28 protein-coding genes are annotated in these 26,490 nt (G+C 31.3%); 24 read left to right on the top strand and 4 right to left on the bottom strand.

The features are described from left to right. Nucleotides 1-345, top strand: a 345-nt coding sequence (locus tag ACFCYN_RS21570) for a FixH family protein (protein ID WP_375951696.1), incomplete at its 5' end; no start/stop codon positions are given. Between the two features lie 75 nt (nucleotides 346-420). Here ACFCYN_RS21570 and ACFCYN_RS21565 read toward each other — a convergent pair. After that, complete coding sequence (locus ACFCYN_RS21565) at nucleotides 421-861, bottom strand: cupredoxin domain-containing protein (RefSeq protein WP_172444450.1); 441 nt, start codon at nucleotides 859-861, stop codon at nucleotides 421-423. A 204-nt stretch (nucleotides 862-1,065) separates the two neighbouring features. Between ACFCYN_RS21565 and ACFCYN_RS21560 the strand changes: the two genes are divergently transcribed. From ACFCYN_RS21560 to ACFCYN_RS21550, 3 genes are all read left to right on the top strand, one after another. Beyond that, nucleotides 1,066-1,821 carry a sporulation protein gene (locus ACFCYN_RS21560; protein WP_375951693.1) on the top strand — a complete coding sequence of 252 codons (756 nt, stop codon included), beginning with the start codon at nucleotides 1,066-1,068 and terminating at the stop codon, nucleotides 1,819-1,821. A 343-nt stretch (nucleotides 1,822-2,164) separates the two neighbouring features. Further along, complete coding sequence (locus tag ACFCYN_RS21555; protein WP_375951691.1) at nucleotides 2,165-2,461, top strand: hypothetical protein; 297 nt, start codon at nucleotides 2,165-2,167, stop codon at nucleotides 2,459-2,461. A 137-nt stretch (nucleotides 2,462-2,598) separates the two neighbouring features. Then, nucleotides 2,599-2,730: a DUF4023 domain-containing protein gene (locus ACFCYN_RS21550; protein WP_098121144.1), complete on the top strand. Its 132-nt coding sequence runs from the start codon at nucleotides 2,599-2,601 to the stop codon at nucleotides 2,728-2,730. Between the two features lie 100 nt (nucleotides 2,731-2,830). On the opposite strand, the gene ACFCYN_RS21545 is transcribed toward ACFCYN_RS21550, so the two are convergent. Beyond that, nucleotides 2,831-2,983, bottom strand: coding sequence for a YpzG family protein (locus ACFCYN_RS21545; protein WP_098121145.1), 153 nt, complete (start codon nucleotides 2,981-2,983; stop codon nucleotides 2,831-2,833). Nucleotides 2,984-3,362: 379 nt separating this feature from the next. On the opposite strand from ACFCYN_RS21545, the gene ACFCYN_RS21540 reads away from it, so the two are divergent. Next, nucleotides 3,363-4,145: a DUF4931 domain-containing protein gene (locus ACFCYN_RS21540; protein WP_483867248.1), complete on the top strand. Its 783-nt coding sequence runs from the start codon at nucleotides 3,363-3,365 to the stop codon at nucleotides 4,143-4,145. A 698-nt stretch (nucleotides 4,146-4,843) separates the two neighbouring features. On the opposite strand, the gene ACFCYN_RS21535 is transcribed toward ACFCYN_RS21540, so the two are convergent. Then, nucleotides 4,844-5,329, bottom strand: coding sequence for a DinB family protein (locus tag ACFCYN_RS21535; protein WP_375951687.1), 486 nt, complete (start codon nucleotides 5,327-5,329; stop codon nucleotides 4,844-4,846). A gap of 295 nt (nucleotides 5,330-5,624) precedes the next feature. Here ACFCYN_RS21535 and ACFCYN_RS21530 point away from each other — a divergent pair, with 295 nt between their 5' ends. The 6 genes from ACFCYN_RS21530 to ACFCYN_RS21505 all read left to right on the top strand — a co-directional run bounded on the left by ACFCYN_RS21530 (nucleotide 5,625) and on the right by ACFCYN_RS21505 (nucleotide 13,029). After that, nucleotides 5,625-6,380, top strand: coding sequence for a DeoR/GlpR family DNA-binding transcription regulator (locus tag ACFCYN_RS21530; RefSeq protein WP_375951686.1), 756 nt, complete (start codon nucleotides 5,625-5,627; stop codon nucleotides 6,378-6,380). Beyond that, nucleotides 6,377-7,288 (top strand): 1-phosphofructokinase, encoded by a 912-nt coding sequence (gene pfkB, locus ACFCYN_RS21525; protein ID WP_375951684.1) that lies wholly within the window; start codon nucleotides 6,377-6,379, stop codon nucleotides 7,286-7,288. The genes ACFCYN_RS21530 and pfkB overlap by 4 nt, the downstream gene beginning before the upstream one ends. A gap of 12 nt (nucleotides 7,289-7,300) precedes the next feature. After that, nucleotides 7,301-9,151, top strand: a complete 1,851-nt coding sequence (locus tag ACFCYN_RS21520) for a PTS fructose transporter subunit IIABC (protein WP_375951682.1) — start codon at nucleotides 7,301-7,303, stop codon at nucleotides 9,149-9,151. A 171-nt stretch (nucleotides 9,152-9,322) separates the two neighbouring features. After that, nucleotides 9,323-10,819, top strand: coding sequence for a spore germination protein (locus ACFCYN_RS21515; RefSeq protein WP_375951680.1), 1,497 nt, complete (start codon nucleotides 9,323-9,325; stop codon nucleotides 10,817-10,819). Beyond that, entirely contained in the window at nucleotides 10,806-11,912 is a 1,107-nt protein-coding gene (locus ACFCYN_RS21510) for a GerAB/ArcD/ProY family transporter (protein WP_375951678.1), read from the top strand. Before ACFCYN_RS21515 ends, ACFCYN_RS21510 begins: the two co-directional genes overlap by 14 nt. Further along, complete coding sequence (locus ACFCYN_RS21505; RefSeq protein WP_375951677.1) at nucleotides 11,902-13,029, top strand: Ger(x)C family spore germination protein; 1,128 nt, start codon at nucleotides 11,902-11,904, stop codon at nucleotides 13,027-13,029. The genes ACFCYN_RS21510 and ACFCYN_RS21505 overlap by 11 nt, the downstream gene beginning before the upstream one ends. Nucleotides 13,030-13,074: 45 nt before the next feature. Here ACFCYN_RS21505 and trhA read toward each other — a convergent pair whose 3' ends face one another. Further along, nucleotides 13,075-13,722 carry a PAQR family membrane homeostasis protein TrhA gene (trhA, locus tag ACFCYN_RS21500; RefSeq protein WP_375951675.1) on the bottom strand — a complete coding sequence of 216 codons (648 nt, stop codon included), beginning with the start codon at nucleotides 13,720-13,722 and terminating at the stop codon, nucleotides 13,075-13,077. 142 nt (nucleotides 13,723-13,864) lie between these two features. On the opposite strand from trhA, the gene ACFCYN_RS21495 reads away from it, so the two are divergent. The 13 genes from ACFCYN_RS21495 to ACFCYN_RS21435 all read left to right on the top strand — a co-directional run bounded on the left by ACFCYN_RS21495 (nucleotide 13,865) and on the right by ACFCYN_RS21435 (nucleotide 26,297). Beyond that, nucleotides 13,865-14,437, top strand: a complete 573-nt coding sequence (locus ACFCYN_RS21495) for a DUF1836 domain-containing protein (protein ID WP_375951673.1) — start codon at nucleotides 13,865-13,867, stop codon at nucleotides 14,435-14,437. Between the two features lie 146 nt (nucleotides 14,438-14,583). Beyond that, a complete protein-coding gene (locus ACFCYN_RS21490; protein ID WP_375951671.1) occupies nucleotides 14,584-15,102 on the top strand; it encodes a methylated-DNA--[protein]-cysteine S-methyltransferase in 519 nt (172 codons plus the stop codon). Between the two features lie 27 nt (nucleotides 15,103-15,129). Then, the gene (locus ACFCYN_RS21485; protein WP_375951669.1) at nucleotides 15,130-15,948 is read left to right on the top strand and encodes an SPL family radical SAM protein; all 819 of its coding nucleotides are present in this window, start codon (nucleotides 15,130-15,132) and stop codon (nucleotides 15,946-15,948) included. A gap of 101 nt (nucleotides 15,949-16,049) precedes the next feature. Then, complete coding sequence (locus ACFCYN_RS21480) at nucleotides 16,050-16,475, top strand: GNAT family N-acetyltransferase (protein WP_375951667.1); 426 nt, start codon at nucleotides 16,050-16,052, stop codon at nucleotides 16,473-16,475. 114 nt (nucleotides 16,476-16,589) lie between these two features. Next, complete coding sequence (locus ACFCYN_RS21475; RefSeq protein WP_172444467.1) at nucleotides 16,590-16,739, top strand: hypothetical protein; 150 nt, start codon at nucleotides 16,590-16,592, stop codon at nucleotides 16,737-16,739. Between the two features lie 402 nt (nucleotides 16,740-17,141). After that, nucleotides 17,142-18,332 carry a DUF445 domain-containing protein gene (locus ACFCYN_RS21470; RefSeq protein WP_172444468.1) on the top strand — a complete coding sequence of 397 codons (1,191 nt, stop codon included), beginning with the start codon at nucleotides 17,142-17,144 and terminating at the stop codon, nucleotides 18,330-18,332. A 270-nt stretch (nucleotides 18,333-18,602) separates the two neighbouring features. After that, nucleotides 18,603-20,111: a glucose-6-phosphate dehydrogenase gene (gene zwf / locus ACFCYN_RS21465; RefSeq protein WP_375951664.1), complete on the top strand. Its 1,509-nt coding sequence runs from the start codon at nucleotides 18,603-18,605 to the stop codon at nucleotides 20,109-20,111. Nucleotides 20,112-20,114: 3 nt separating this feature from the next. After that, on the top strand, nucleotides 20,115-22,106 hold the full coding sequence (gene tkt, locus ACFCYN_RS21460; protein ID WP_375951662.1) for a transketolase: 1,992 nt from the start codon (nucleotides 20,115-20,117) through the stop codon (nucleotides 22,104-22,106). 92 nt (nucleotides 22,107-22,198) lie between these two features. Beyond that, nucleotides 22,199-23,092 carry a phosphogluconate dehydrogenase (NAD(+)-dependent, decarboxylating) gene (gnd, locus tag ACFCYN_RS21455; protein WP_375951660.1) on the top strand — a complete coding sequence of 298 codons (894 nt, stop codon included), beginning with the start codon at nucleotides 22,199-22,201 and terminating at the stop codon, nucleotides 23,090-23,092. Nucleotides 23,093-23,141: 49 nt separating this feature from the next. Further along, nucleotides 23,142-23,807, top strand: a complete 666-nt coding sequence (gene fsa / locus ACFCYN_RS21450) for a fructose-6-phosphate aldolase (RefSeq protein ID WP_172444472.1) — start codon at nucleotides 23,142-23,144, stop codon at nucleotides 23,805-23,807. A gap of 107 nt (nucleotides 23,808-23,914) precedes the next feature. Next, nucleotides 23,915-24,973 carry a lactonase family protein gene (locus ACFCYN_RS21445; RefSeq protein WP_375951658.1) on the top strand — a complete coding sequence of 353 codons (1,059 nt, stop codon included), beginning with the start codon at nucleotides 23,915-23,917 and terminating at the stop codon, nucleotides 24,971-24,973. Between the two features lie 20 nt (nucleotides 24,974-24,993). Further along, on the top strand, nucleotides 24,994-25,308 hold the full coding sequence (locus tag ACFCYN_RS21440; RefSeq protein ID WP_172444474.1) for an iron-sulfur cluster biosynthesis family protein: 315 nt from the start codon (nucleotides 24,994-24,996) through the stop codon (nucleotides 25,306-25,308). Between the two features lie 332 nt (nucleotides 25,309-25,640). Next, on the top strand, nucleotides 25,641-26,297 hold the full coding sequence (locus ACFCYN_RS21435; protein WP_375951656.1) for a hypothetical protein: 657 nt from the start codon (nucleotides 25,641-25,643) through the stop codon (nucleotides 26,295-26,297). Nucleotides 26,298-26,490: the final 193 nt, after the last annotated feature.

Below are 26,490 nucleotides of genomic sequence, written 5' to 3'. Positions count from 1 at the left end.
TGTAGTGTGTTAATTTTTTCTAGTTGTAGCAAAAATACAGAATTAAAATCAAATCCCTTTTTAGATAAAATTCAATTAACAATGTATGAAAAAAAATCAAGTAAAAACAAGCAAACCCATGTTTATCAAGTAAATTTAGTGAATTCAGACGGGAAAGAAATAGATGTGGATTCAGTTCATTTTAAAATGGAAATGAAAAGTATGAATCATCACGTTGAGGCAAGTATGAAGAAAATAACTAATAGTGTTTATGAGGTCAGTATAGAGCTACCAATGGAGGGGACTTGGAGTAAAGAGGTAACATTAATTAAAGGTAAAAACCAGCGTAAAATAAAGATTAAATAAAGTAAAAAGATAGTAAATTAGTAAATAATTTACTATCTTTTTTGAGTTGTGAACACCCTAAAATTTGTCTTTAATTTAATCTACAACAATATAGCCAACCATTGGAGCTTCATCTTGAGAATGTGTATCACAAACTAAACGATAAGTACCTTCTTTTTTAAATAATAACGGAATTTCAGTCGTTTTGCCTTTTGTTACTACTCCAGTAAGTTTTGTTCCTTCGATGTGAAAACTGTGTTCTTTTCCATTAATGCCATGAATTTTAAGATTTACCTTTTCATCTTTTTGAATCACAATTGTGCCAGGATCCCATCTATATGCTTCAATTTCCGTACCATCTTCTAGCTTAGTACTAAATTCGGCTGTAACCATATCTACGTTAATTGTTTTTACTTGCTTTGGCACTGCAGTAGTTTGAATTGCCTTTGGAGCTAAGTAATACCATCCACTTAATCCGATAACGACTAATAGGAAACATAGCAATAACCATTTTTTCTTGATAAATATAATATGCATAAGATCCCTCCTAAAATAGTTTCTTACTTTAAAATATGCTTATCCTATTCATAACTTGTCTAATTATTCTTTATTCATTAACTACATAATTTTTACTTTTGCTCATACTGTTATAAAGGAGAACAAATCATATTTTAGAATTATTCAAGATTAGTTATCTACTATATAATGGAAAAGTAGTGATTTTTCTTTGGAGGGGATACGATGTTAAAAAAAGTACTAGCTAGACTTGGAATTGGAGCAGCTACAGTTAATACAATCATACATACAAGAGATTTATATCCGGGAAAAAATGTTGAAGGTATAATCGAAATTAATGGTGGTTCAGTTGTACAAGAGATTAATCATATAGCGCTTAAACTAAAAGCTTATGCAAATAAGAAAAGTGGAGACGATGAAGTATCGGTTAAACTTCAATTACACGAAGAACGCGTAATAGGTAATATGAAAATTGAAGCAAACGAAAGGAAAATATTACCCTTTTCATTTCAACTACCATATTACACACCAATAACAATTAGACATGGTCAAGTTTGGATTGAAACTGATTTAGACATAGACTTAAGTATAGATCCAACAGATACTGATTACTTGAAAGTAAATGCACATGCTGAATTAGCTAATTTTATAGAAGCGTTTTCACTTATAGGATTCCGATTACGTCAAGTTGAAGTTGAAGCTCAACACGGTCATTTCTATCAAGAGTGGGAGTTTGTTCCAAACTCAAAAAGAGAATGGCGATTTGATGAAATTGAATGCATGATTGAACCGAATCAAGATGGTCTATTTATGAGGTTTGCTGTTGATAAAGCTGGATTACACCGTGGACTAAGAGGTTTCCTACAAGAATCACTTGGGTTTGATGAAAAGAATTCTGTACTAAGCTTTAAAAATGACCAACTTAAGGATCCGCATGAAATTGCTAAAACGATAAGGAATTTTTTACAACAATATAATTGATTTAAAGAAAGGGTGGCCCAAATTAATAAAAGTTTTTGGGGCATTCTTTTTTGTTATAATTTTTAATGATTAAAAGAAGATTTGTTAAGGATTCCAATAAAAAAGGGTAATCGCAATTAAAGTAGAAGAATCGCAAATAAAAATGGCAAAATCGCAATTAAATCATAAAAAGGAATGAATTTTAGTAACTAATAAAACAGTTGGATACATTGGATTTTTATTTTACACACTATTTGTGGCTTGACCTGGTTGAAGTGATTTTTTATCTGATTCATTCTAATTAGTTCAATAAATTTTGGAATACTATAATAATAATACGAAAAAAAGTTTAAAAGGAGTATGTATGAAATCTAACGTTAAAACAATGAAATGGATTTCAGGTGGTTTTGAAGCTTTACTAGGTATTCCAGCTATCGGTGGTTCAATTGTTATTGGTTTTGGATATACCCCATTATTTATTGCTTTAGTTCTCCATATTATTACACTAGTGCTTGCGAAAAAAGCTGGTGTGTCAGCTTTTGGGAATATATTTGGGATCGTTACATCTTGTCTTGCTTGGATTCCTTTTTTAGGTATGTTTTTGCATATATTTTCGGCTATTTTTATTTTAATCGGTGCAGCAACACAACGAACTAGATAATTAAGTGAAATAGAATCAACTAATCGTAAGTTGTAATAGTGCTGATAATAATCCATGTAATTTATTGAAAGGTAATGAATTTTTTTTACCTTGAATGGTTAAAGTACACTTAGATTCTTATCTAAGGAGGAATTAAAATGGAAGATACACATGAGTTTGTCGAAAATTTACACGAAAAGCAAAGAAAAGACCAAAAAAATAAAGAGCATCAAGGTAACGGTACACCAAACGAAAAGTTACCAACTAAACAACATGGTACTAATAAATAATAAATGTACTAACAGCCGTGGCATTTGTCATGGCTGTTTTATTTATAATTAAAAGAAAGGAAGACAACTTAATGTCTTCCCGCACCTTAATTATCTTACTTTACCATTTGTGTGCCTTAGCGTTGCTTTTTAAAATAATCGTGTTTTGTGACTCCATTGTATGTCCATTAACTTGCGATTTAGCACGTTTAGGTCTAGTCCAATTGTGGTAAAACTTCTGAGAATGTGGATCTAAATGATTTTTTATTGTCATGTTGGATTCACCTCTAAGATAATTTGGGATTTCTTTGATATTCAAGTTGAATATCGTAATTAGTATTTGAAAATTAGTAGAAATAATACAATTTAAAACGATAAATTAATATTGGATTTATTTTTATCATGTGATTAATATATTGAGGATAATAAAATTATAATGAATGTAAATTTATTGAGCGTTTTTATTGATAAACAAATAGTTCGTTTATTATTATTTAAATAATACATAAAAATTTTTAAACTTCGAGAGCGACTCGAATTTTGCAATAAATTTAAAATGAAATAATTAGAAAGCAATTTTTAATCGGGAACAAAAATTTATATTAATTAGAGAGATAGTAAACACTTTATTCAAAGGGGAAACCGAGATGGATATTCAAAATGAAGTATTACAATTTAAAATGGATATTGGTGTAAAAAAGCCTGATAGCATAAAAAATAAAGAAGTAAAATGTCCATTTTGTGATCGTGAAAACTTAACTAATATTATTGATACTTATGGATCAATCATTTATTTAGATAATAAATTTCCGACTTTAGATGATACGTATCAAACTGTTATTATTGAAAGTGATGACTGCAGTGGAGATCCATCGAAATATTCTTTAACTCATTTAACAGACTTGTTAACATTTGCAATTGATAAATGGGATGAAATGGAATCGACAGGTCAATACAAGTCAGTTATTCTATATAAAAATCATGGCCCACTATCAGGAGGAACATTAAGTCATCCACATATGCAAATCGTAGGACTAAAAAATATCGATTACAATAAAAAGATAACAGATGTATATTTTGAAGGAATAGTCATTTCTGCAAATAAAGGATTTGAATTAAATATTTCTACACATCCAATTATGGGTTTTAGAGAATTTAATATTCTAATTGATGATAAAAAGTTTATACCTCAAATGGCTCTTTATTTACAAATAGGCACACATTACTTACTTAACCATTTTTATAAAGGACTAGAAAGCTATAATTTATTCTTTTATAAATGGAATGGTAAAATAATTTGTAAAATTCTTCCTAGGTTTGTTGTTTCTCCATTATTTATTGGCTATTCAATTTCACAAGTATCAAGTCAATTAGAAGTGCATAAAGATCAAATACTTAGTATTTATAAAAAAGAATTGGAATCAATCTCTTCATAAGAAAAGAGCTTATCGTATTGATAAGCTTTTTTCTTGTTATTAAAAAAGAACTGTCATTCAATCAAGATTTCTCCAATATAAAGGAAGCAGTATGATGTTGATTTCCACTACAGGATTCTCGCTTTCCATAGGGCGAGACCTGAGCCTCCTCGGCGAGCCTGCGGGGTCTTTAGCCTTCCCGCATATCCCATAGGAGTCGAGAACCCCTCCGTTCCAATCAACTCATTCAAAATAAAAATGCATTCAATAAAGAACCTTATTAATCCCTATACTTAAAGAAGAATAGAAATAAATACTCGGTTATTTTGCTAAATATCGATAAATCGTCTACTTATAAACAAATAATTGAATTTGTACTTCAAACAATTATCATCTCAATAATTTATATTCTTAAAAGAACCACTACTAAAAGTTTGTTGGTATTCTAAATAACATCACTAAAAGAAAAAAGAAATATACTTTTAAATATTGTGCTTAGTGTACTATTTAACTATTTACTATTTTAAATTTCAATAATTGAAAAGAGCATATCGTATTGATAAGCTCTTTTTTAATTTTTCTAGTAAGTTGTTCCTGAATAAATTTAGTTCAATTCATAAAAATTAAATAATAAAACATTAACTAATACAGAATCGTCCAAAACAAAAACAAGTGATAATTACAAGTGTAATCAAACAAACATTACAGAGTGAATTAATTTAATTAAATTCTTCTATTAATTCCCTTATTTGTTCAATATGACGCTTTTCATGTACACCAATAAAAGGAATCCATTGTTTTAGATTGATTTGTCCAAAAATCGGATGAGGCATTCCTTTATCTTCTAGATTATGGTCATTAGTTAATTCAACAAAGTCCAATAAGGATTTTCTCGATTGTTTCAATTTCTCTTTCATTTCATCCATCGTTATGTATTGATCTGTTGGTTCAAAATGCTGTGGAGAGGTTACTTTTTTAGCGCGATTAGTTGCAAGATGAATTGGTTTATCTGATATGACTTCGATTGGAGCCTCTTTAAATGTTTTAGTCATCAATTTAACTAATTTTGATTCCATTAAGTATAAATGCTCAAGAACTTGCATGATGGACCATTTTTCATTATTTACTCTTTTATTTAATTGATCATCAGTTAAATGATCAACACTTTCCAATAGTTCTTTTCTAATTAGGATATTTTCGTTCAAAAGATATTCCCCATTTCTGATAATAATTGATATTTACTACTAATTTTTAACATAGTTAAAGGCTTGATTCTATGAAACTTAAATTTGAGTAATTCAAATTTACATAAATATTATTAGCAAATTAATGAAATACTATCATTTAATTAATAGTTTAATGTAGCTTGTAAATTTTTACAAATAGGATGAATTTGATTGGTATTGGAAGTTTCCGGTTGTTATTGAATGTTTTTGAAAGAAAATGATTGATTTTTTGTTTTTTGTGACATATACTTGGTTTTATGAAAGGATGAAGATTATGTTAACTCCCGAAAGACAACAATTGATATTAGATATGATTAAAAGAATGGGTATTGTGAAATTAAGGGATATCGTAGAAGCGACGAATACTTCGGAGTCCACTATACGTAGGGATTTAGTTGAACTTGAGTCTCTTAATCTCCTAAAACGTGTTCATGGTGGAGCAGCTTCAATTAATAGCAAAGCCACTGAATTAAGTATGACTGAAAAAACGTCCAAAAACGTTCATAATAAAAAATTAATCGCTGGTCTTGCAGTTACGCAGATTAATGAAGGCGATTGTATTTATCTAGATGCTGGTAGTACATCATTTGAAATGATTCCTTTATTAAAAGGTTTAGATGTAACGGTTGTCACGAATGGCTTAATGCATGTCGAAGCTCTATTCGAAAATGAAGTGTCTGCTTACCTAATAGGTGGAAAAATGAAAGGGCATACAAAAGCGCTAATCGGTAATATGGCTTCAGAGAGCTTAAAGAATTTTCGTTTTGATAAATGTTTTATTGGAGCGAATGGAATTCATTCTAAATTTGGCTATACTACGCCGGACCCTGAAGAGGCATTTGTAAAGAAAACAGCGATTTCAATTTCAGAGAAAGTATATATAATAGCAGATTTTAGTAAATTTGGTGAAACAAGCTTTGCTAAGATTGGTGAAATAGAAGAAGCAATCATTATAACAGACGATATAGATGACGTAATAGCTAAACAATTTGAGCAAAAAACATCAGTGATAAAGGTAGTGAAATCATGATTTATACAGTAACACTTAATCCTTCAATTGATTACATTGTTGAAGTTGACGATCTTCAATTAGGAAAAATTAATCGAATGAAGAGGGAAAATAAATTTCCCGGTGGAAAAGGAATCAATGTTTCTAGAGTTTTAAATAGATTAGATGTCAAGAGTGTAGCTCTTGGATTCGTCGGAGGATTTACAGGTGATTTTATTAAATCTGTTTTAGAAAAAGAAAATGTATCATCTGACTTTGTTCAAGTGCAAGGCGATTCTAGAATTAACATAAAATTGAAATCTCAATTGGAAACAGAAATCAATGGTCAAGGACCTTCAATTTCCGAGGAAAAGCTTACTCAATTTTTTGATAAGTTAAATCAAGTTGAAAAAGGTGATTATGTAGTATTAGCCGGAAATATTCCTAATACTTTACCGCTTGATTTATACGAAATATTGACTAAGTGGGGGAAAGAAAATGGTATTCATATCGTTGTAGATGCAAGTGGAAAGGCACTTTTAGATGTAGTAAAACATCAACCTTTTTTCATTAAACCAAATCATCATGAATTAGGTGATTTATTTGATGTCAAAATTACTTCGATTGAGCAAGCCATCCCATATGGTAAAAAGTTAGTTGAGATGGGTGCACAGAATGTTGGGATATCTTTTGCTGGAGACGGGGCAGTGCTGATCACTGAATCATCTGTTTATGTTTCAAATGTTCCAAAAGGAGAAGTCATTAACTCGGTAGGTGCAGGTGATTCACTTGTAGCTGGTTTTATAGGAACTTATGTTTTGACAAACTCCATAGAAACGGCATTTAAAGTTGGCGTAGCATCAGGTAGTGCTACTGCATTTTCAGAGGATTTAACTAAAAAAGAGAAGATTGAAAAGTTACTTGAACAAGTAAAAATAGAAAAGGGTTAGGTGGGACGAATTATGAGAATAACAGAATTACTAAAAATAGATACAGTTCTCATCGATTTGAAATCATCATCAAAAATGGCAGTTATTGATGAATTGATTGAAGGTTTAAATAGCGCAGGGAGACTAAACGATAAAAATCAGTTTAAAGAAGCTATTTTAAATCGTGAGGGCCAAAGTACGACTGGAATTGGAGAAGGTATTGCAATACCACATGCAAAAACAACTGCGGTTAAGACTCCTGCCATCGCATTTGGACGATCTAAAGAAGGAATAGATTATGAATCACTTGATGGTCAACCAGCTCACTTATTCTTTATGATTGCAGCTAGTGAAGGTGCTAATAATGCCCATTTAGAAACATTATCTCGTTTGTCTTCTTTATTAATGGACGAAGATTTTCGTCGATCATTATTATCCGCAAAAGATGCAAGCGATATACTAAACTTAATCGATCAAAAAGAAAAATCGTTAAATGAAGAAAATGAAGAAACAGAAATAAATGATTCAACTCGTCAACTAGTACTTGCGGTAACAGCATGTCCAACTGGTATTGCTCATACGTATATGGCTGCAGATGCACTAAAGGCTAAAGCGAAAGAATTAAACATCGATATTAAAGTTGAAACAAATGGTTCAACAGGAATTAAAAATGAACTAACAAGTGATGAAATTAGTAGAGCATCAGCTATTATAGTAGCTGCTGATAAACAAGTTGAAGTAAACCGTTTTGACGGGAAACATGTTATTCAAGTTCCCGTTGCAGATGGTATTCGTAAATCAAAAGAATTATTAGAGAGAGCTGTTAAGCAAGATGCACCAATTTTTCATGCGACTAAAAATGGTTCTGGCGCATCTTCAACTAAACAAAGTTCAGGTATCTATAAACATTTAATGAACGGTGTTAGTAATATGCTTCCTTTTGTAGTTGGAGGAGGAATTCTAATTGCATTAGCTTTTGCTTTTGGAGGAATTCATACAAAAGGTCCAATTGCTGAATTATTAATGAAAATTGGTGGAACAGGGGCATTTAGTTATTTAGTGCCTATATTAGCTGGTTTTATTGCTAGTTCGATTGCAGATCGACCTGGATTCGTACCTGGTGTAGTTGGAGGTTTTTTAGCTTCTAGCGCTGGTGCAGGTTTCTTAGGTGGTTTAATTGCAGGTTTCTTAGCTGGTTATGTTGTACTCGGTCTAAAGAAAGTCTTTTCAAAATTACCGAATTCATTAGAAGGTATTAAACCAGTTCTTTTATATCCTGTGTTTGGTTTATTAATTACAGGTGTTTTAATGGAATTGGTTGTAAACCCTCCAGTAACATTTTTAAATACTGCATTAACGCATTGGTTAAATAGTTTAAATGGAGGAAATGCCATTCTTCTAGGATTACTTTTAGGTGGTATGATGGCTGTTGATATGGGTGGACCGATTAACAAAGCGGCATTCACATTTGGTATCGCAGCAATAGCTGCAAATAATTTTGGACCGCACGCTGCTGTAATGGCAGGTGGTATGGTACCTCCGTTAGGTATCGCATTCGCAACGACGATTTTTAAATCTAAGTTTACTGAAATGGAACGTAAATCAGGTATTACAAACTATATTATGGGTATTTCATTCATTACTGAAGGAGCAATACCATTTGCTGCTGCTGACCCAGTACGTGTAATTGTAAGTTCAGTTGTAGGTTCTTCAATTGCGGGTGGACTTGCTATGGCATTTGGGATTACATTGCCGGCACCACACGGAGGAGCATTCGTTATTCCGTTAGTAAATAAACCATTATTGTATATACTAGCAATTCTGATTGGCTCTATTATCACTGCCATTATGCTAGGAATTTGGAAGAAAAAAGTTAATGAATAATTATATTCACATTTCGACGATCTAAAAGTCATCACTTTGACTATTAGATCGTCTTTTTTTATATTTAAAACTTTTACAAATACTGGAATGTAGGAATGAATAATAACCTATATTTTACGTAAAATAAATCTAATTTATTGTGTGAGTTTGGAAATTAGGTGAAATGCATATATGCGTTCGAATAAACATAATCAAAATAATGGGAATTCCAAAGTTGATATAAGTGGAGATTTGGACCAAAATATTGAAAATGCCAAAAAATCATTATTAAATTCGAGTGATTTAACCATACGTAATTTAAAGTTTCAAGATAAGAAAATTGCAGTTGTCTATATTAGTACAATTGTAGGTAGAGAAATACTAGAGACTCAAATCATTCAACAAATAATTAATAATTCAAAGGACACAATTCCGAATACGGTGGCAATTAAAGATGTTAAAAGTTCTGATTCGTTTGATGAATGTATTCTAAGTATTGTAAAAGGCAAAACGGTCATTTTCATAGAAGATGAAAAATGTGGATTTATTTTAGAAACCACTTCATTTGAAAATAGATCCATTGAACAGCCTAGTAGTGAACAAACGATTAGAGGCTCTCATGATGGATTAGTAGAGTGTATTATTACTAACATTAATCAAATAAGACGAAGAATTAGTAATCCTAATCTTGTTGTGAAAACTTTATCGTTAGGTGTAGAATCTGATACATGCTTAGCAGTCTTATATATTGAAACGATTGCAAATGAGGATCTTGTTAAGGAAGTCCATAGAAGACTTTCATATGTAAATGTTGATTATGTATATTCTCCAGGAAATCTTGAGGAATTCATAGAAGACAATCCGTATTCGCCATTTCCACAGCTACTGACAACAGAGAGATCTGATCGTATAGCGGGAAATTTAATGGAAGGAAAAATTGCTATTTTAACAGATGGTAGCCCTTCAGCACTTGTTTTACCAATTACGTTTTTTTCATTTTATCAATCACCAGATGATTATAATAGCCGATGGATGGTCGCATCATTTGCACGTATCTTAAGATTAGTTAGTTTTTTAATTGCGATATCTTTACCTGCATTATATATCGCATTAGTCTCATTTCATTTTGAAATTATTCCAATAGATCTAGTATTTAACGTGAAAAGTTCACTAGAGAACGTTCCATACCCGCCATTAATAGAAGCTCTAGGAATGCAAATAACGTTAGAATTACTAAGAGAATCTGCGATACGGCTTCCAAATCCAATCGCACAAACACTAGGCGTTGTAGGCGGTTTAGTAATTGGAACTGCTGTTGTACAGGCAAATTTAGTTTCTAATACGATGATCGTCGTCATTTCACTCACTGCAATAGCATCATTTGTTGTTCCAGACAATGAAATAGGAACTTCTGTCAGGTTACTTGGTTTTCCCTTAATGTTTGCAGCATCAATAATAGGGTTAATCGGAATCGTATTTGGGCTTAGTATTATATTAATTCATTTATGCAAACTAGAATCGTTCGGATCACCATATTTTGCGCCATTTGCTCCTTTTAGAAAATCGGATATAAAAGATACAGTTGTTCGCGCTCCAATATGGAAAATGAAGAAGCGGCCGTTTGCAGCTTTGCCAAAGAAATTTAATCGAGAAAATAATTCTAGGGGATGGGAAAATGATGAAAAATGAAAAGATGCTTTCCATATCGCAATTTACATTCGTCATTATTCAATCTCAAATAGGTGTAGGGTTACTATCTTTACCTTATGTCGTACATAAACATGCAGAACATGATGGATGGATTTCTGTATTATTAGCTGGAATCGGGGTTTTTTTTCTATTACTCATCATGTGGTTACTTGGAAAGAGATTTCCGAAAGATACTATATATGAATATTCATCAAAAATTCTAGGGAAGTATATAGGAGTTTTTATATCCAGTCTTTACATTCTATTTTTCTTTATTGTCTCGATATTTATTATAGTGTTAACAATTTCCACACTTAAAAAATGGATATTAACATTTACGCCACCTTATGTTTTAATTTTTTTTATCGTTGGGACAGGCATATATTTAGCGAAAGAAAATATGAAAATAATTGCACGATTTTTTACTTTCGTATGTGTTTTAATTTTATTTTTGATATTCCTAGAAATTTGTTCTTACAATAATGTAAATTATCGATATTTATTTCCAATTGGACAAGCGGGTGTTAAAAACATCTTTCTTGGAGCACATGATGCGATAAATTCAATGTTGGGCTTTGAGTTTATTTTAGTATTATTTCCGTTTATAAAAGCTAAGCCAAGCAAAATATTGAAGGCGGGTACGATTTCGATTAGTTTTGTAACTATATTGTATACATTCTTTTTGATTACAAGTTATATGAGTTTTAGCAAAGCGGAAATTTCAATCGTTCCTGAGCCAATTTTATATTTGTTAAAATCATTATCTTATGAAGTAATTGAAAGATTAGATCTTGTTTTTCTTTCTATATGGGTTGTACCAATTTTGACTTCAGTTGTGACTTATTTATATTTAACCTGTTTTGGTATCAGTAAACTCTTAAAATTTAAAAACCATAGTAAAACAACCATTATTACTGGGCTTATATTAGCGGTTATCTGCATTTTTGTACCTCAGAGTGAAGAATTTATAATGATTTTTGGGACCTTCCTTTCATATTCAAGTTATCTTTTCGTCTTTCTTATTCCTTTAATCTTATTAATTGTTTCGTTTATTAGAAAAAAGAAAGAACTTGGTAGTTTATATGAAGTATAAATTAGTATTAATCTCTTTACTTTGTATCTTGCCTTTAACAAGTTGTTGGGATCAAAGGCTACTTAAGGAATCTAAACTAGTTTATAGTGCGGGATATGATTTAGCAGAAGATAATAATGTACGAGTAACTGCAGTTATTAAGACTGATATCCAAGGAGGGGGGGATCCCTCACAAGTGAAATCAACAAATATTATTGTTAACGCTAATGGGAAAACCCCTGGTGATGCGAGACTAAAAGTTACTCGAAAAGTAGCAGGTGATTATGCTACAAATAAAACAAGGGTTTTAATACTAGGAAATGAGTTGGCTAAACAGGATATTTATCCAATTTTCGATATCGTTTATAGAGACCCAAGAAGTTCATTAGGGGCTAAAGTTATTGTTGCGAAGGGCCAAGCCGAAGAAATTTTAAAACTAAATAAAGTAGAGGCAACCCTTGTAAGTGAAGAAATTTTGGATCTAATAACCACAGCGGAAAGTCATTCAATCGTTCCAATTGAGAATGTTCAAACGATCTGTACCATTATGTTTGACCCAGGTGAAGATATTGTTTTACCGCTAATTGAAAAAGTTGATAAAAAACTGATTGATATATCTGGTTTAGCTTTATTTAACAATCATAAATATACTGGGTATAATCTTTTAGATGATGAACCTACCTTACTACTTTTATTTAAAAATCAAATGAAAAAATTCGCAAGATTTAATTTAGAAGTAAGTCCGAAAGAAAAAGACATAAGAGAAAGATATATATCGATTCAAGTGAAAAAAAATGATCCAGATATGAAAATTGAAGTTTCAAAAGAAAATAAAATAACGGTTAAATTAAATTTAAAACTAGAAGTTGATACACTTGAGTACGCACATGATGAATTAGATTCAAAAAAAGAGATTGATAAGTTAAATAAAGAATTATCAAAGCAATTAACAAAAAAAGCTGAGAAAGTCTTTAAGACAGTTCAAGAATCAAATTGTGATGCATTAGGAATTGGCAGACAGTTAATTTCATTTCATCCGGATGTGTGGAAAAAACTGGATTGGAATAAAGAGTATGCAAAAATTACAATTAAACCAAAAGTTGAAGTAAAGATCGTCGGGACTGGCATTTTAAAATAAGCAAAAACCATCCATTTTGTTCGAATGGATGGTTTTTTATCATGATTAAATGACAAAATAGTAAACACAGAAGAAGTGACATAGTGTTCCTAGCATAATAAAAATATGAAAGATTTCATGGAAACCCCAGTTTTTAAAAGATAAGAATTTAGGCTTAACTCCATATATGACTCCACCAACTGTATAGAAAATTCCGCCTAAAAATAATGCGAACATTCCTTTTGTACTGATTGCTTCAGATAAAGGTGCTGAAGCAATAATAATTACCCAACCTAAAGCGATATATAGAGTAGTAGATAACCATCTTGGACAACTAAACCAAATTAATTTAAATAAAACGCCACAAAAAGCGATAAAAGTTACAATTGAAAACATAATCCATCCAATTTTTCCATTTAGACTAATGATACAAAAAGGAGTATATGTCCCAGAGATTAAGATGAAAATCATTGAATGATCCATTCGTCTTAAAAAAGCGATTATTTTATCGCTGGCTTTTGCCATATGATATGTAGTTGATGCCGAATAGAGAAGAATCATACTTATACCAAATGCGACGACAGCAGACGTTTGTAAAATACTCCCACCAGATAAAGTAGATTTAAAAATCATCGCTATTAAACCGAATAGTGATAAAACAGCCCCAACTAAATGAGTTAAAGAATTAATAGGTTCACGCATGTAGTTCTCCAAGTTTATCTCCTCCAACTATGTTATGTAGTTTTAATAACTACATATAAAGTTATCACTAACAAGGTTATGTAGTCAAGTGTTTAAAGTGTGAATATTTTGTGATAAAATAACGTTAATAATGACAAAAGTTAGAGGATTAAAGATGAAAAATATAATTGATATAATTCAAGAATTGGATTTAGACAAAAAAATATTATTAGATGATGTCCCAAATTTAGACCTATATATGGATCAAGTAATCCAGTTATTTGATAATAAGTTTGCAAAAACGGATGCTAATGAAAAAGTACTAACTAAAACAATGATCAATAATTACGCGAAAGCGAAACTGCTTTTCCCGATTAAAAATAAGAAATATACGAAGAACCATATTATATTAATTAGTTTAATTTATCACTTAAAAGGTGCACTTTCGATAAATGATATAAAAGAAACGTTGAATGGCTTAAATCAGAGAATTTTAGATAATAATCAATTGAATATTGATGATGTTTATACTAGTTTTTTACATTTAAATGAAATAAATTTGGATAAGTTTAAAATCGATCTACAAACTTCTGTTGAAAACGTAAATATCGAGCTTGAACAAGCCGATGATGAAATAAAAGAATACATTGAGCAATTACTTCTCATTACTTCTTTTGTCAATATGAGTAATTTATATAGAAGTGCTGCAGAGAAATTAGTACAAGATTTAAGTGATAAAAAAGAGTAAAAAAAGAATAAAACTTTTTACACTCTGTGAAATAAATTTTTAAATTCTTGCTCTTTCATTCTAATAACCGTCCATCAAAATTTTTTATGTTTATAATAAACAGTAGATTATCTGGCGTACAAATGAGTAGTAAGGAGAGATTGAAAATGAATGTAAACACAATTGATAATTTATATTGGACATTCGTAAACCATAAAGAATGGAACATTTATATAGCGGCAACAAGTAAAGGACTATGTTTTGTAGGTTCGCAAAATGGAGCGAAGCAAGAATTACTATTATTTAAAGAGAAATACTTTCCAAAAATAGAAATGGTAAATGATGAAGTGCAACTGGAAGTTTATAAGAAAGAGATTATTGAATTTTTAGATGGCGAGCGTATTGATTTTAATCTAAACGTGGATTTTCGGGGGACAGCCTTTCAAAATGTTGTCTGGAATGCGCTTCGCTCGATCAATTATGGAGAAACAAAAACATATTCAGACATTGCTGAAACGATCAATAAGCCGAAATCTGTTCGAGCAGTCGGGACAGCGATCGGTGCCAATCCATTATTAATCATTATTCCTTGCCATCGTGTAATCGGTAAAAATGGTACTTTAACAGGCTATCGAGGTGGCTTAGATATGAAAAAGAGTCTTTTAAAAATTGAATCCATCTATTAATCGAGATGCTTTTAAGGAGCTGAACGTATGAATAGTGAACTATTCTATAAAAATCCTAAAACGATACTGAATAAAGGAACCGGTTTCCTTGCAGGTTATACGCACTCCTTAAATCCATATACCGGTTGCTCATTTGCTTGTTCATACTGCTATGTTAGGCAGATGCCCGTATCACTTTTTCGAAAAAAAGAATGGGGTAAATGGATTGATATTAAGCAAAATGCAGCTATAGTATTGGAAAAAGAACTGAAAAGGGCTAAAAGTAAAGGTGACGTGACTATTTTCATGTCTTCAAGTACTGACCCTTACCAACCGGTTGAGTATAAAGAAAGATTGACCAGAAGCTTATTAGAAACTATGCTTCAACAACAGCCTGATTTCTTATTTGTACAAACAAGAAGTTCGCTTGTAAAAAGAGATATTGATCTTTTAAAGCTATTCAAAGATAAAGTACGCGTAAGTATGACGATTGAAACGGATTTAGATGAAATAAGAAAGATTTTTACACCTTTTGCTCCTCCTATTAATGCAAGATTAAAAACTCTAGAAGAGCTTGCAAATGCGGGGATTCCAACACAAGCTACAATTGCTCCAGTTTTACCAAGTAGTGAGGATTTTCCAATAAAGTTGTCGAAAATTGTTAATAGAGTTTGTATAGATGATTTTTTTATGGGTGATGGGAGTGGAGGCAAAAGGACAGCACGCCTTGGAATAGAGACGAAATATAAAGAGATCAAATTAGAAGAATGGTATGATTCAGAAGCTTATCTGCTAGTTTATGAACGCTTTAAAAAATACTTTTCGGAAAATCAGATTTTTATAAGTCAAAAAGGATTTGAACCTTAAACCTAAAATATATAACAAATCAATTCATAAAAATGATAAAATATATAACAAAATTTGGTATTTTTATGGAAGATTGTTTTTATGAATAGGAGAGGGAAAAGATGGCAGAAATAAAATTAATGAAAAGTAATTCAGATATTTTGAAAACGTTTCAAACAGTCAATCAATTACGTCCACATTTAAGAGAAGATGTATATGTTGAAACAATTAACAGATTAATAAATTCAAATCATTATCATCTTGTAGCCGTTGTTGAAAATGAAGAAGTAACAGCGGTTGCGGGCTATCGTATGACTGAATCATTAGCATGGGGTAAATATTTTTATGTGGATGATCTAATAACTAGTGAAAGCCATCGTAAAAACGGATATGCACAGCTTTTATGGAATTGGTTAATAAATGAAGCAAAAGAGAATAATTGTGAACAATTCCACTTAGATTCTGGAGTTCAGCGATATGACGCACATAGATTCTATCTTAAAAATAGGCTGGATATAACTTGTCATCATTTTCAATTAAATTTTTAAGTAGAATATTACAAGACAGAAACCACAAGATGATTGTATCTCTATGAAACTCCCTCTTTTGATCAGAGATTTTTAATGATGAAAATGTTGAATAAATTTATAGGGGACATGTCCATGAATATTCCAATCTTAAGTAAGATTGATTTGAAACAACTTCTGGATGAGTTTAACATTCAAGATGTAGAATATACACCCATATCAATTGGTAATAACAATGCTATTTATATTCTATTTGATAAATGGTTACGATTTAATTGTAGATGATAATACAGTGGTTAACTTTAGATTAGGGTTACTAATCAAAATAAAAGACCAACATTTGAAGAGGTAGTGCAATGGATTGAAGCATTCACTGTTTAATGACAGTCTATGTCTCATCTATTTTCGTTTTTAAATATATTTAGAAGACCAGCTTATTATAGGTGGTCTATTTTGTTTGTTATTTATAGATTCATATTTCATGGTGATCGTATCAATTCTAATAAGTCTGCTGGGGTTCCAGTCTATTTTTGTTAAACTAAAAAAATCATGCTATTCCTTTCAATTTGTAATCTTTCAGTTCACTACCTCTAACAATAAAAAAATTAATTTTAGTAAATAAGATTTTAGAAATAGATAAAAGGAATGATATACTATTTTCAAATAGATCTAGGAGGATTTTTATTAATGAAAGAGAAAAATTCAAAACGGCTAGCAAATATTTCACTATTCGTTGCAACATGTGGTTTTGCTGCAACAATGCCGTTCCAATCTAAGCTATTACAGATCCTTTCTGGTGGATTTGAGGCAGCTTTAGTAGGTGGTCTTGCGGATTGGTTTGCTGTAACGGCAATGTTTCGTCATCCACTTGGTATACCTATTCCACATACAGCCTTATTGCCTAAAAATAGAGCAAAGATTACAGAGGGAATAATAAGTACGCTTAATAATCAATGGCTTAGTAAGGAAAGTTTAATTGAAAAAGTAGAAGAGCGTGAATGGATTAATCAAGGGTTAAATGCATTTGAACGACTACTTGAAAATGATGAATCTAGAACAAAAATGATTGAATCTATCCAACAATTTGGTGCTTCAATCAAGGATGAAACAATCGAAAATTATCTGTTAAAGACATTTAAACCGACGATCAATTCAATATCCTCACAGAAATTGCTTAGCAATGCTGTTGATACAGTAATTGAAAAAGAATGGGATGCAAAAACTTATGAGTTTCTAATTAATAAAATTGAAGAAACAGTCAGCACACCACATATAAAAGAATTAATCGGAAAAGAGATTATTCAGTTTATCGAACGAAAGTTTTTCATGATAAAAGCTTTTCTACCAATGATTGGTGAAGAAAAGATTACTGAATTTGTACATAGTGGATTAATAGACTTACTAACAGAATTAAAGGACCCTAAAAGTGATCGAAGGAATTTTATCCTATCCTTTATTCGACTGGAAGCAGAGAAAACTAAATCGAATGAAAATATCATTCATCAATTAGATGAATGGAAAAATAAAGGCTATGAATATGTTGTAAAACAAGTAATTAATTTGTTTAGAAATAAGTTAAATGATAAAGATTTTATCTTAAATTCAATCGAAAAAATTCTTGCTTTCATAAAAAATTCAAATTGGATCGAAAATGTTGAACAAAGCTTTAAGAAATTATTGATCAACACAATTGAAAAATATCATCATAAAATTGCAGACTTAGTAAAATTCAATATTGAAAAATTATCAACAGAAGAAATAACTGATTTACTAGAAAATAAAATCGGTAAAGATATAACTTGGATTCGTGTTAACGGAGCTGTTTGTGGGTTTATTATCGGTTTAATTTTAACAACTTTACGCATTGTTTTAACATAATAAACAAAGCCTTAATTAACCTAAAAAGTTAATTAAGGCTTTTTTAATGAAATTAAAAAAAACCAATAAATAGAAACATAAGCATTTTATTGGAAAGAAAAATTTTTTTCATGTATTATATGTTTGTGTAAAAAATATTTTCCGAATAGATAGTTGGAATGAATTATTTGAACTAACATTAGCTAGCTCTAAATAAAAATTAAAGATCGTTTGAAAATATATTTTTTATTATCAATCATTTAAAAGTTCGACTAAAAGGGGGGTTAATTAATGGATTCTATGTCATTTGTATTGTTCGGAGCCACTGGTGATTTAGCAAAACGAAAAATCTTCCCTGCATTATATAATTTATATATTGATGACAAGATGCCCGATGCTTTTTCAATCATCGGAATCGGGAGAAAAGATTTTTCACATGACGAATTTCAGAATCAAGTAAAAGAATCACTAATTACTTTTTCAAGACGTTCTATAGAAGACCAAAAGATGGTCCAAGAATTTCTAGATTCAATTCGTTATCAAAAATTGGATATCACGAACAAAGAAGGATTCGTTGAATTATTAGATTTAGTCAAAGAAAGAGAAATGGAATTAAACATTCCTGAAAACAGATTATTTTATTTATCAGTAGCACCTGAATTTTTTGATGTAATTGCATCAAATATTAAAGAAAGCGGACTTGGCACAACGAATGGATGGAAACGTCTAATCATTGAAAAGCCATTCGGACGTGATTTAAAAACAGCTAGAGAATTAAATGAAAAACTAAGCAAATCTTTTAAAGAAGAAGAAGTTTATAGAATTGATCATTACCTTGGTAAGCCAATGGTTCAAAATCTAGAAGCACTAGAATTTGCTAATCCTGTTTTACAAGCATTATGGAATAATCAATATATCGCAAATGTTCAAATTACTGCTAGTGAAACTGTCGGAGTAGAAGAACGAGCGGGTTATTATGATAAATCCGGAGCCATTCGAGATATGTTCCAAAATCATATGTTACAAATGTTAATGATGTCAGCTATGCATCTTACAAATCAAAATACTGCAAGTGATGTGAGAGATGAGAAGAAAAAAGTACTTGAATCACTTCGTCCTTTATTAAAAGAAGAAGTAGCTTCTCATGTAGTCCGTGGACAGTATGGTTCTGGTGAACTTAATGGTAAAAAAGTAGTAGCTTATAAACAGGAACCAGGTATTGAGTTCTCTTCACAAAATGATACTTTTGTAGCAGCTAGAGTATTAATTGAAAATGATTTTTGGAAGGGAATACCATTCTATATCCGTACTGGTAAAAGAATGAAAGAAAAATCAACACGAATCGTTTTTGAATTTAAAAGTCCGATTCAAAACCTTACTAAAAAGAAAAGTTCGAACAATGGGCCAAATTTATTAGTAATTGAAATTAACCCAAATGAAAGAGTTTCATTCTACTTAAATAGTAAAAACGTTGAAGGGAATATCGAACCTGTACAAGCTGAGTATTTTGCTAATAAGGAAGCTCATCCTGAAGCGTATGAATTATTAGTAAATGATGCGTTACGAGGAGATTCGAAATTCTTTGCTCATTGGAATGAAGTAGAATTATCATGGCAATGGGTTCAACCAATTTTAGAAGCATTTGAAGAGAATTTAGTTCCACTTCAATCTTATAAAGCTGGGTCATTTGGTCCAACAGCTGCAGAAGAATTATTAGCAGAAGATGGATTTAAATGGTGGTTAGATACAGATTTTATTGAAAAACAAGACAAAGATTCAGACCTAAAAAGGAGCATATAAACGATGAATTCGATTTCTACATTATCAATTAATACAATCCGTACCCTTTCTATTGATGCGATTAATCAAGCTAATTCTGGTCACCCTGGTTTACCAATGGGTGCCGCACCAATGGCATATGCATTATGGGCTGAGCATTTAAAGCATAACCCAAAAAGTTCAAAATGGTTTGACCGTGACCGCTTTGTTTTATCAGCTGGCCATGGCTCAAGTATGTTATATAGCTTACTACATCTTGCAGGTTACGATGTTTCAATCGAAGACCTTAAAGATTTCCGTAAATTAAATAGTAAAACACCTGGTCATCCTGAATTTGGCCACACTGATGGCGTTGAAGCTACAACTGGTCCACTTGGACAAGGGATTGCTACTGCAGTTGGTATGGCAATGGCTGAAGCACATTTAGCAGGTAAATTTAACAAAATTGATCTTTCTATTATCGATCATTTTACTTATGCATTAGTTGGTGATGGTGATTTAATGGAAGGTGTTGCATACGAAGCTATGTCACTTGCAGGTCATATGAAACTTGGAAAGTTAGTAGTTCTATATGATTCAAACGATATTTCATTAGATGGTACATTAAACCTTTCTTATTCAGAAGATATGAAAAAGAGAGCTGAATCATTTAACTGGCAATATTTAAGAGTAGAAGATGGTAATGACCATGTTGAAATTTCAAAAGCAATCGAACTTGCTAAACAAAACACTGATCAACCAACTATTATTGAAGTTAGAACGATTATCGGATACGGAAGTCCTAAAGTGGCTGGTACAAATAAAGCCCATGGTAATCCATTAGGTCTTGAAGAAGCGAAAGAAACGAAGAAAGTCTACGCTTGGAACTACGAAGAAGATTTCTTTGTACCAGAAGAAGTTAAGTTACATTTTAAAGAAATCCAAGAAAAAGGTAGTGAAAAAGAAGCAGAGTGGAAGCAATTATTTAATGCATATCGCGAAGCTTACCCAGAATTAGCAGCTCAGCTTGAAAAAGCAATTAAAGGAGATGTTTTAATCGAAGCAGAAGATTTATTAACTTTTGATGAAAATAAAACAATTTCTACTCGAGTTGCAAGTGGTGAAGCGATTAATCATTACATTAAATCAGTTCCAGAAATTTTCGGAGGAAGCGCAGATTTATCTCATTCAACAATGACAGATATTAAAGATGAAAGTAAATTTGCAGTAGAATCTTATGCTGGACGTAATGTTTATTTCGGAGTACGTGAGCATGCAATGGGTGCAGCAGCAAATGGTATGGCATTACATGGTGGAGTTAAACCTTTCGTAAGTACATTCTTTGTATTTAATGATTATTTACGTCCTTCGATTCGTTTAGCAGCACTACAAAAATTACCAGTAACTTATGTGTTTACACATGACTCAATCGCTGTTGGTGAAGATGGACCTACACATGAACCAGTTGAACATTTAGCAGCTTTACGTGCAATTCCTGGTTTAACAGTAATTCGTCCTTCTGATGCAAATGAAACAGCTAATGCTTGGGCTTATGCATTACAAAACTCAGAAGGTCCGATTGCTTTAGTATTAAGCCGTCAAAACTTACCTGTATATGAAGAAACAGCTCGTAAATTAGATCATCTTACTAAAGGTGGTTACGTTTTAACTGAAACAAATGACCAACCTGATTTAATTTTAATCGCTACTGGTTCAGAAGTATCACTAGCAGTAAATAGTAAAAAAGAACTAGAAAAAGAAAACGTATCAGTACGTGTAGTAGCAATGCCAAGTTGGGAATTATTTGATAAACAATCAGATGATTATAAAGAATCAGTTTTACCATCAACTATTTTAAACCGTGTTTCTATTGAAATGGGTATTTCACTTGGATGGGAACGTTATATTGGTTTCAAAGGTAAAAAAATCTCAATTGAGACTTTTGGAGCATCTGGAACAGGTAATGAAGTAATGGCATTATTTGGATTTAGTACAGAGAATGTAGTTAATGTAAGTAAATCTTTGTTAAATTCTTAAACTATAAATGAATAATTGATTTTGTTAACATAAAAAAATGTAACTAGAGAAAAACAATAATATTACTGTAGATATTTTGGGAGGATAAAGTAATGAAAGTTGGTTTAATTGGATTAGGTAAAATGGGTTTGAATTTAGGTCGAAATTTAATGGATCATAATCACGAAGTAGTTGCATTTGATTTAAATGTAGCTGCAGTAGAAGAAATGAAAGGCTTAGGTGCAATTGGTACTACAAACCTAGAAGAATTAGTTAAAAATCTTGATACTCCACGCGTACTTTGGATTATGGTACCACATGGTGTTGTTGATTCTGTTATTAATGATGTTAGACCATTCTTATCAGAGGGTGATATTGTTATTGAAGCAGGAAATTCTCACTATAAAGAATCAATTAGACGTTATAATGAATTAAAAGAACATGGCATTCGTTTCATGGATGCTGGTACTTCTGGCGGTATGGAAGGCGCTCGTAATGGTGCTTGTTATATGATTGGTGGAGACCAAGAAGCTTGGGATATTGTAGAACCAATTTTTAAAGATACTTCAGTAGAAAATGGCTACTTATATGCTGGTAAAATTGGTAGTGGACATTTCTTGAAAATGGTTCATAATGGTATCGAATACGGTATGATGGCTGCTATTGGTGAAGGTTTTGAAGTTTTAGAGAAAAGTGACTTTGATTTCGATTATGAAAAAGTTGCAAAAGTATGGAATAATGGTTCAGTTATTCGTTCTTGGTTAATGGAATTAACTGAAAATGCATTCTCTAAAGATGCAAAACTTGATGAAATTAGAGGAGTTATGCATTCTTCTGGAGAAGGAAAATGGACGATTGAAACAGCTCTAGACCTTCAAGCTGCTACACCAGTAATCGCAATGTCATTATTAATGCGTTACCGTTCTTTAGATAACGATACGTTCACTGGTAAAGTAGTTGCGGCTCTTCGTAATGAATTTGGTGGACATGCAGTTGAAAAGAAATAAATAAAGTATAAAATAAGATATATCCCTAAACAAATGGAGGAAATTGAAAATGAAATTTTTTATTGACACAGCTAACGTAGAAGACATTCAAAAAGCTTACAAAATGGGCGTCTTATCAGGTGTAACAACAAACCCATCTTTAGTAGCAAAAGAAGGAGTTAAATTCGAAGATCGTATCGAAGAAATCTTAAAATTAGTTCCTGAAGTAGAATCTGTTTCTGCAGAAGTAACACCAAACGCAGTATCTGCTGAAGAAATGATGGCTGAAGCTGATGAGCTTATTAAAATCAATGGTGGAGATAAAAATATCACAATTAAATTACCAATGACACTTGCTGGTTTAGAAGCTTGTCGTTACTTAACTAAAAAAGGTGTAAAAACAAATGTAACTCTAATTTTCACTGTTAACCAAGCATTATTAGCAGCTAGAGCAGGTGCTACTTATGTTTCTCCTTTCTTAGGACGTTTAGATGATATTTCTGAAGACGGCGTATTATTAGTTGCTAAAATTGCAGAATTATTCCGTGTTCATAACTTAGATGCACAAATCATTGCTGCATCAGTTCGTCACCCTGACCACGTTACTCGTGTAGCTTTAGCAGGTGCACATATTGCTACAATTCCTTACAGTGTAATTGAGCAATTATCAAAACACCCATTAACAGATCAAGGTATCGAAAAATTTGCTGCTGACTGGGCAAAAACAACATTATAATTTGTCATAAACTTATGATTCTTAAATAAGTATTTAGCCCCCATTTTCATTGAAGCAATGAAATGGGGGTATTTACATAAAAACAAGGAATAGAGGAGGAAAATAGAATGAATTCGAATCAGAAATTTGTTGGTTATGTAGGTACATATACAAAAAGTGAAAGTAAAGGTGTATATCAATTTACACTTGATACTGAAAAAGAACGAATTACAGACGTAAAACCAGTGGCTGAATTGGGAAATCCAACTTATTTAGCGATTAGTGAAGACAATAAGAATTTATATGCTGTTGTAAAAGAAGGAAATTTAGGTGGTATTTCAGTTTTTGCAATTAATGAAAACGGTGAACTACAAAAATTAAATGATCAGTTAATTGAAGGCGCTTCACCTTGTCATATTAGCGTGGATTCAAAAAAACAAAATATCGTTACAGCAAATTATCATAAAGGGACTATTGAACTATATAAAATTGACGATGAAAATGGATTTGCTAGTGTTGCGAAATCGGTTATGCAACACGAAGGCACAGGACCAAATAAAGAAAGACAAGAAAAACCACATGCTCACTATTCTGGTTATACATTAAATGAAAAATACGTAGCTGCAATTGACCTAGGAATTGATCAATTAGTTACATACAAAATCGAAGACAATTCTTTAGTTGAAGTAAGTAGTCTATCTGTTAAACCTGGAAGCGGGCCACGTCACATCACATTCCATCCGAATGGCAAATTTGCTTATATTATGACTGAACTTAGCTCAGAAGTAATCGCTCTTCAATTTAATGAAGAAAACGGAAGCTTTACTGAACTACAGTATGTTTCTACTATTCCAAGTGATTTTACTGAAAACAATCAAGGTAGTGCTATCCATATTTCAAAAGATGGTCAATTCGTTTACGCTGGTAATCGCGGTCATAATAGCATCGCAGTATTTAGTGTAAATCAAGATACTGGTAAGCTTGAATTAGTTGAAATTACTTCAAGTGAAGGGAACTGGCCAAGAGATTTCGTTTTAGACCCTTCTGAAAATTATTTAGTTGGTTCAAATGAAATGTCAGGAACTCTAGTTTTATATTCTAGAAATAATACAACTGGTAAACTAACAGCGATTCAAACAGACGTACAAGTTCCAGAAGCTGTATGTGTGAAGTTCTTAAACGCTTAATATAAATGGGAGACTTTAAAATGGATTTTAAAATAACTGATGAGGCAAAAGAAATACTTGCAGGCGTAGATCAAAACAAAATACTTCAATTAGAATTTGATCGTGGTAGTTGTGACGTTGTCAACAATATTTACGAAATAAAAGTGATTAATAAAAGAGAATGCGGACCAAATGAAAAAATGATTATTGGAGACGGATTTGAATTTATGGTTAATAAAAATTTTGAAGATGTTTATGAAGACCAACTAGTTATTGATTATAAGGATGGTTCTTTTATTTTCAAAAATAGAAACCAGATTTTTAATAATCGTATTGGATTGACTTATATTAAATAGGATTATTAAGGTGAATTAAATAGAGCAATATTTTAAGATGTGATTCTTTTATGAATCGCATTTTTTTTAGTTAACTATTAGAGGAAGAAGGAATTAATCCAATGGATGGTAAATATTGTTTAATAGATAATTAATGTAGGACATCAAAAATTATAAATTGTTAATGTAGTGAGCTAGTGAGATTTCTTTTAAATCATTCTGTTTAGAAATCGATTTGAGGGACTTTCAACAGTTGATGTAAATCGTTAAAAATGTGCCAAAACGGCATAAATATTTTATACATATCTTAATACTATTGTGGTTTGATACTTTAAAAAAAGGCGGTAGATTGATTGTTAAAAAATAAAAAGTTCTTATATATTTCAATCATATTATTTCTAATATCTATAGTTTTAAGCATTAATTTTCCTAATGATAATACTTTTGGAGCAAAGGCTTCAGTCATAAATATACCAATGACGAAAGGCAGCGGAATTAATTATAAAGGAGTTATATGGTTATTCTTCTTTGTAATTAGCCTTTATTTTCTTGCAAAAGCATTAAAAAAATACAAAGCTCGAATTGTAATACTTGCTATAATAATTTCTGCACTTAGCCCTCCTTACCTTACCTATGCATATCAAAATACGATTGCAACTGACATTTACGCGATTTCATATGAATCCCAAAACAGTGAGTGTAATTTTGATAAGGTTAATGAAACAACATTACACGGAGAATGTGAACTACGTTTTAAAAACTATAGTAGCAAAGACGTACACTTTAATGTTGAATTTTACGATCAATATCCAAATGAAGAAGAGGTACATATGTTATCACTCATGAAAAAAGGTGGTCCATACAGAGTGAATCTAGCTGGAAACGAGTCCAAAAAAGTAAAAATTGAAACGGATATTGATCTATCAAAAATGAAACATCATATTGATAGTGGAAGCTCGAATGATGTACATATAATTATCAGTTCTGGAGATAAAACTAGAAAATTATAAATTCTTATTATTTATAAATCTACTAAAATAGCAAATAGTTGAATAGTATAAATAGTAAAGAGTCACAGAGGTGGCTCTTATTTTTGTAGATGAATTTATATTATATTAAAATGAAGTTGATTTCAGGATTAATGGCATTGTTTGTGATATGATATATTCTAAAAACATACACTCTTCTTAGTGATGTATATAT

Origin of the sequence: Gottfriedia sp. NPDC056225 (assembly GCF_042267765.1) — a bacterium.
In the GTDB taxonomy this organism is placed as follows: Bacteria; Bacillota; Bacilli; order Bacillales; family Bacillaceae_G; genus Gottfriedia.
The sequence above is the reverse complement of the archived record's forward strand: the minus strand, read 5'-3'. Positions and strand labels throughout refer to the sequence as shown.

What these genes read in the sequence shown, in the direction of transcription:
- ACFCYN_RS21515 (WP_375951680.1), top strand. Translation starts at nt 9,323, where the DNA reads ATGCGTTCGAATAAACATAATCAAAATAATGGGAATTCCAAAGTTGAT.
- ACFCYN_RS21555 (WP_375951691.1), top strand. Translation starts at nt 2,165, where the DNA reads ATGAAATCTAACGTTAAAACAATGAAATGGATTTCAGGTGGTTTTGAA.
- ACFCYN_RS21550 (WP_098121144.1), top strand. Translation starts at nt 2,599, where the DNA reads ATGGAAGATACACATGAGTTTGTCGAAAATTTACACGAAAAGCAAAGA.
- ACFCYN_RS21445 (WP_375951658.1), top strand. Translation starts at nt 23,915, where the DNA reads ATGAATTCGAATCAGAAATTTGTTGGTTATGTAGGTACATATACAAAA.
- ACFCYN_RS21490 (WP_375951671.1), top strand. Translation starts at nt 14,584, where the DNA reads ATGAATGTAAACACAATTGATAATTTATATTGGACATTCGTAAACCAT.
- ACFCYN_RS21530 (WP_375951686.1), top strand. Translation starts at nt 5,625, where the DNA reads ATGTTAACTCCCGAAAGACAACAATTGATATTAGATATGATTAAAAGA.
- fsa (WP_172444472.1), top strand. Translation starts at nt 23,142, where the DNA reads ATGAAATTTTTTATTGACACAGCTAACGTAGAAGACATTCAAAAAGCT.
- ACFCYN_RS21470 (WP_172444468.1), top strand. Translation starts at nt 17,142, where the DNA reads ATGAAAGAGAAAAATTCAAAACGGCTAGCAAATATTTCACTATTCGTT.
- ACFCYN_RS21495 (WP_375951673.1), top strand. Translation starts at nt 13,865, where the DNA reads ATGAAAAATATAATTGATATAATTCAAGAATTGGATTTAGACAAAAAA.
- ACFCYN_RS21545 (WP_098121145.1), bottom strand. Translation starts at nt 2,983, where the DNA reads ATGACAATAAAAAATCATTTAGATCCACATTCTCAGAAGTTTTACCAC.
- tkt (WP_375951662.1), top strand. Translation starts at nt 20,115, where the DNA reads ATGAATTCGATTTCTACATTATCAATTAATACAATCCGTACCCTTTCT.
- ACFCYN_RS21505 (WP_375951677.1), top strand. Translation starts at nt 11,902, where the DNA reads ATGAAGTATAAATTAGTATTAATCTCTTTACTTTGTATCTTGCCTTTA.
- pfkB (WP_375951684.1), top strand. Translation starts at nt 6,377, where the DNA reads ATGATTTATACAGTAACACTTAATCCTTCAATTGATTACATTGTTGAA.
- ACFCYN_RS21510 (WP_375951678.1), top strand. Translation starts at nt 10,806, where the DNA reads ATGATGAAAAATGAAAAGATGCTTTCCATATCGCAATTTACATTCGTC.
- ACFCYN_RS21475 (WP_172444467.1), top strand. Translation starts at nt 16,590, where the DNA reads ATGAATATTCCAATCTTAAGTAAGATTGATTTGAAACAACTTCTGGAT.
- ACFCYN_RS21565 (WP_172444450.1), bottom strand. Translation starts at nt 861, where the DNA reads ATGCATATTATATTTATCAAGAAAAAATGGTTATTGCTATGTTTCCTA.
- gnd (WP_375951660.1), top strand. Translation starts at nt 22,199, where the DNA reads ATGAAAGTTGGTTTAATTGGATTAGGTAAAATGGGTTTGAATTTAGGT.
- ACFCYN_RS21520 (WP_375951682.1), top strand. Translation starts at nt 7,301, where the DNA reads ATGAGAATAACAGAATTACTAAAAATAGATACAGTTCTCATCGATTTG.
- ACFCYN_RS21560 (WP_375951693.1), top strand. Translation starts at nt 1,066, where the DNA reads ATGTTAAAAAAAGTACTAGCTAGACTTGGAATTGGAGCAGCTACAGTT.
- zwf (WP_375951664.1), top strand. Translation starts at nt 18,603, where the DNA reads ATGGATTCTATGTCATTTGTATTGTTCGGAGCCACTGGTGATTTAGCA.
- ACFCYN_RS21440 (WP_172444474.1), top strand. Translation starts at nt 24,994, where the DNA reads ATGGATTTTAAAATAACTGATGAGGCAAAAGAAATACTTGCAGGCGTA.
- ACFCYN_RS21485 (WP_375951669.1), top strand. Translation starts at nt 15,130, where the DNA reads ATGAATAGTGAACTATTCTATAAAAATCCTAAAACGATACTGAATAAA.
- ACFCYN_RS21480 (WP_375951667.1), top strand. Translation starts at nt 16,050, where the DNA reads ATGGCAGAAATAAAATTAATGAAAAGTAATTCAGATATTTTGAAAACG.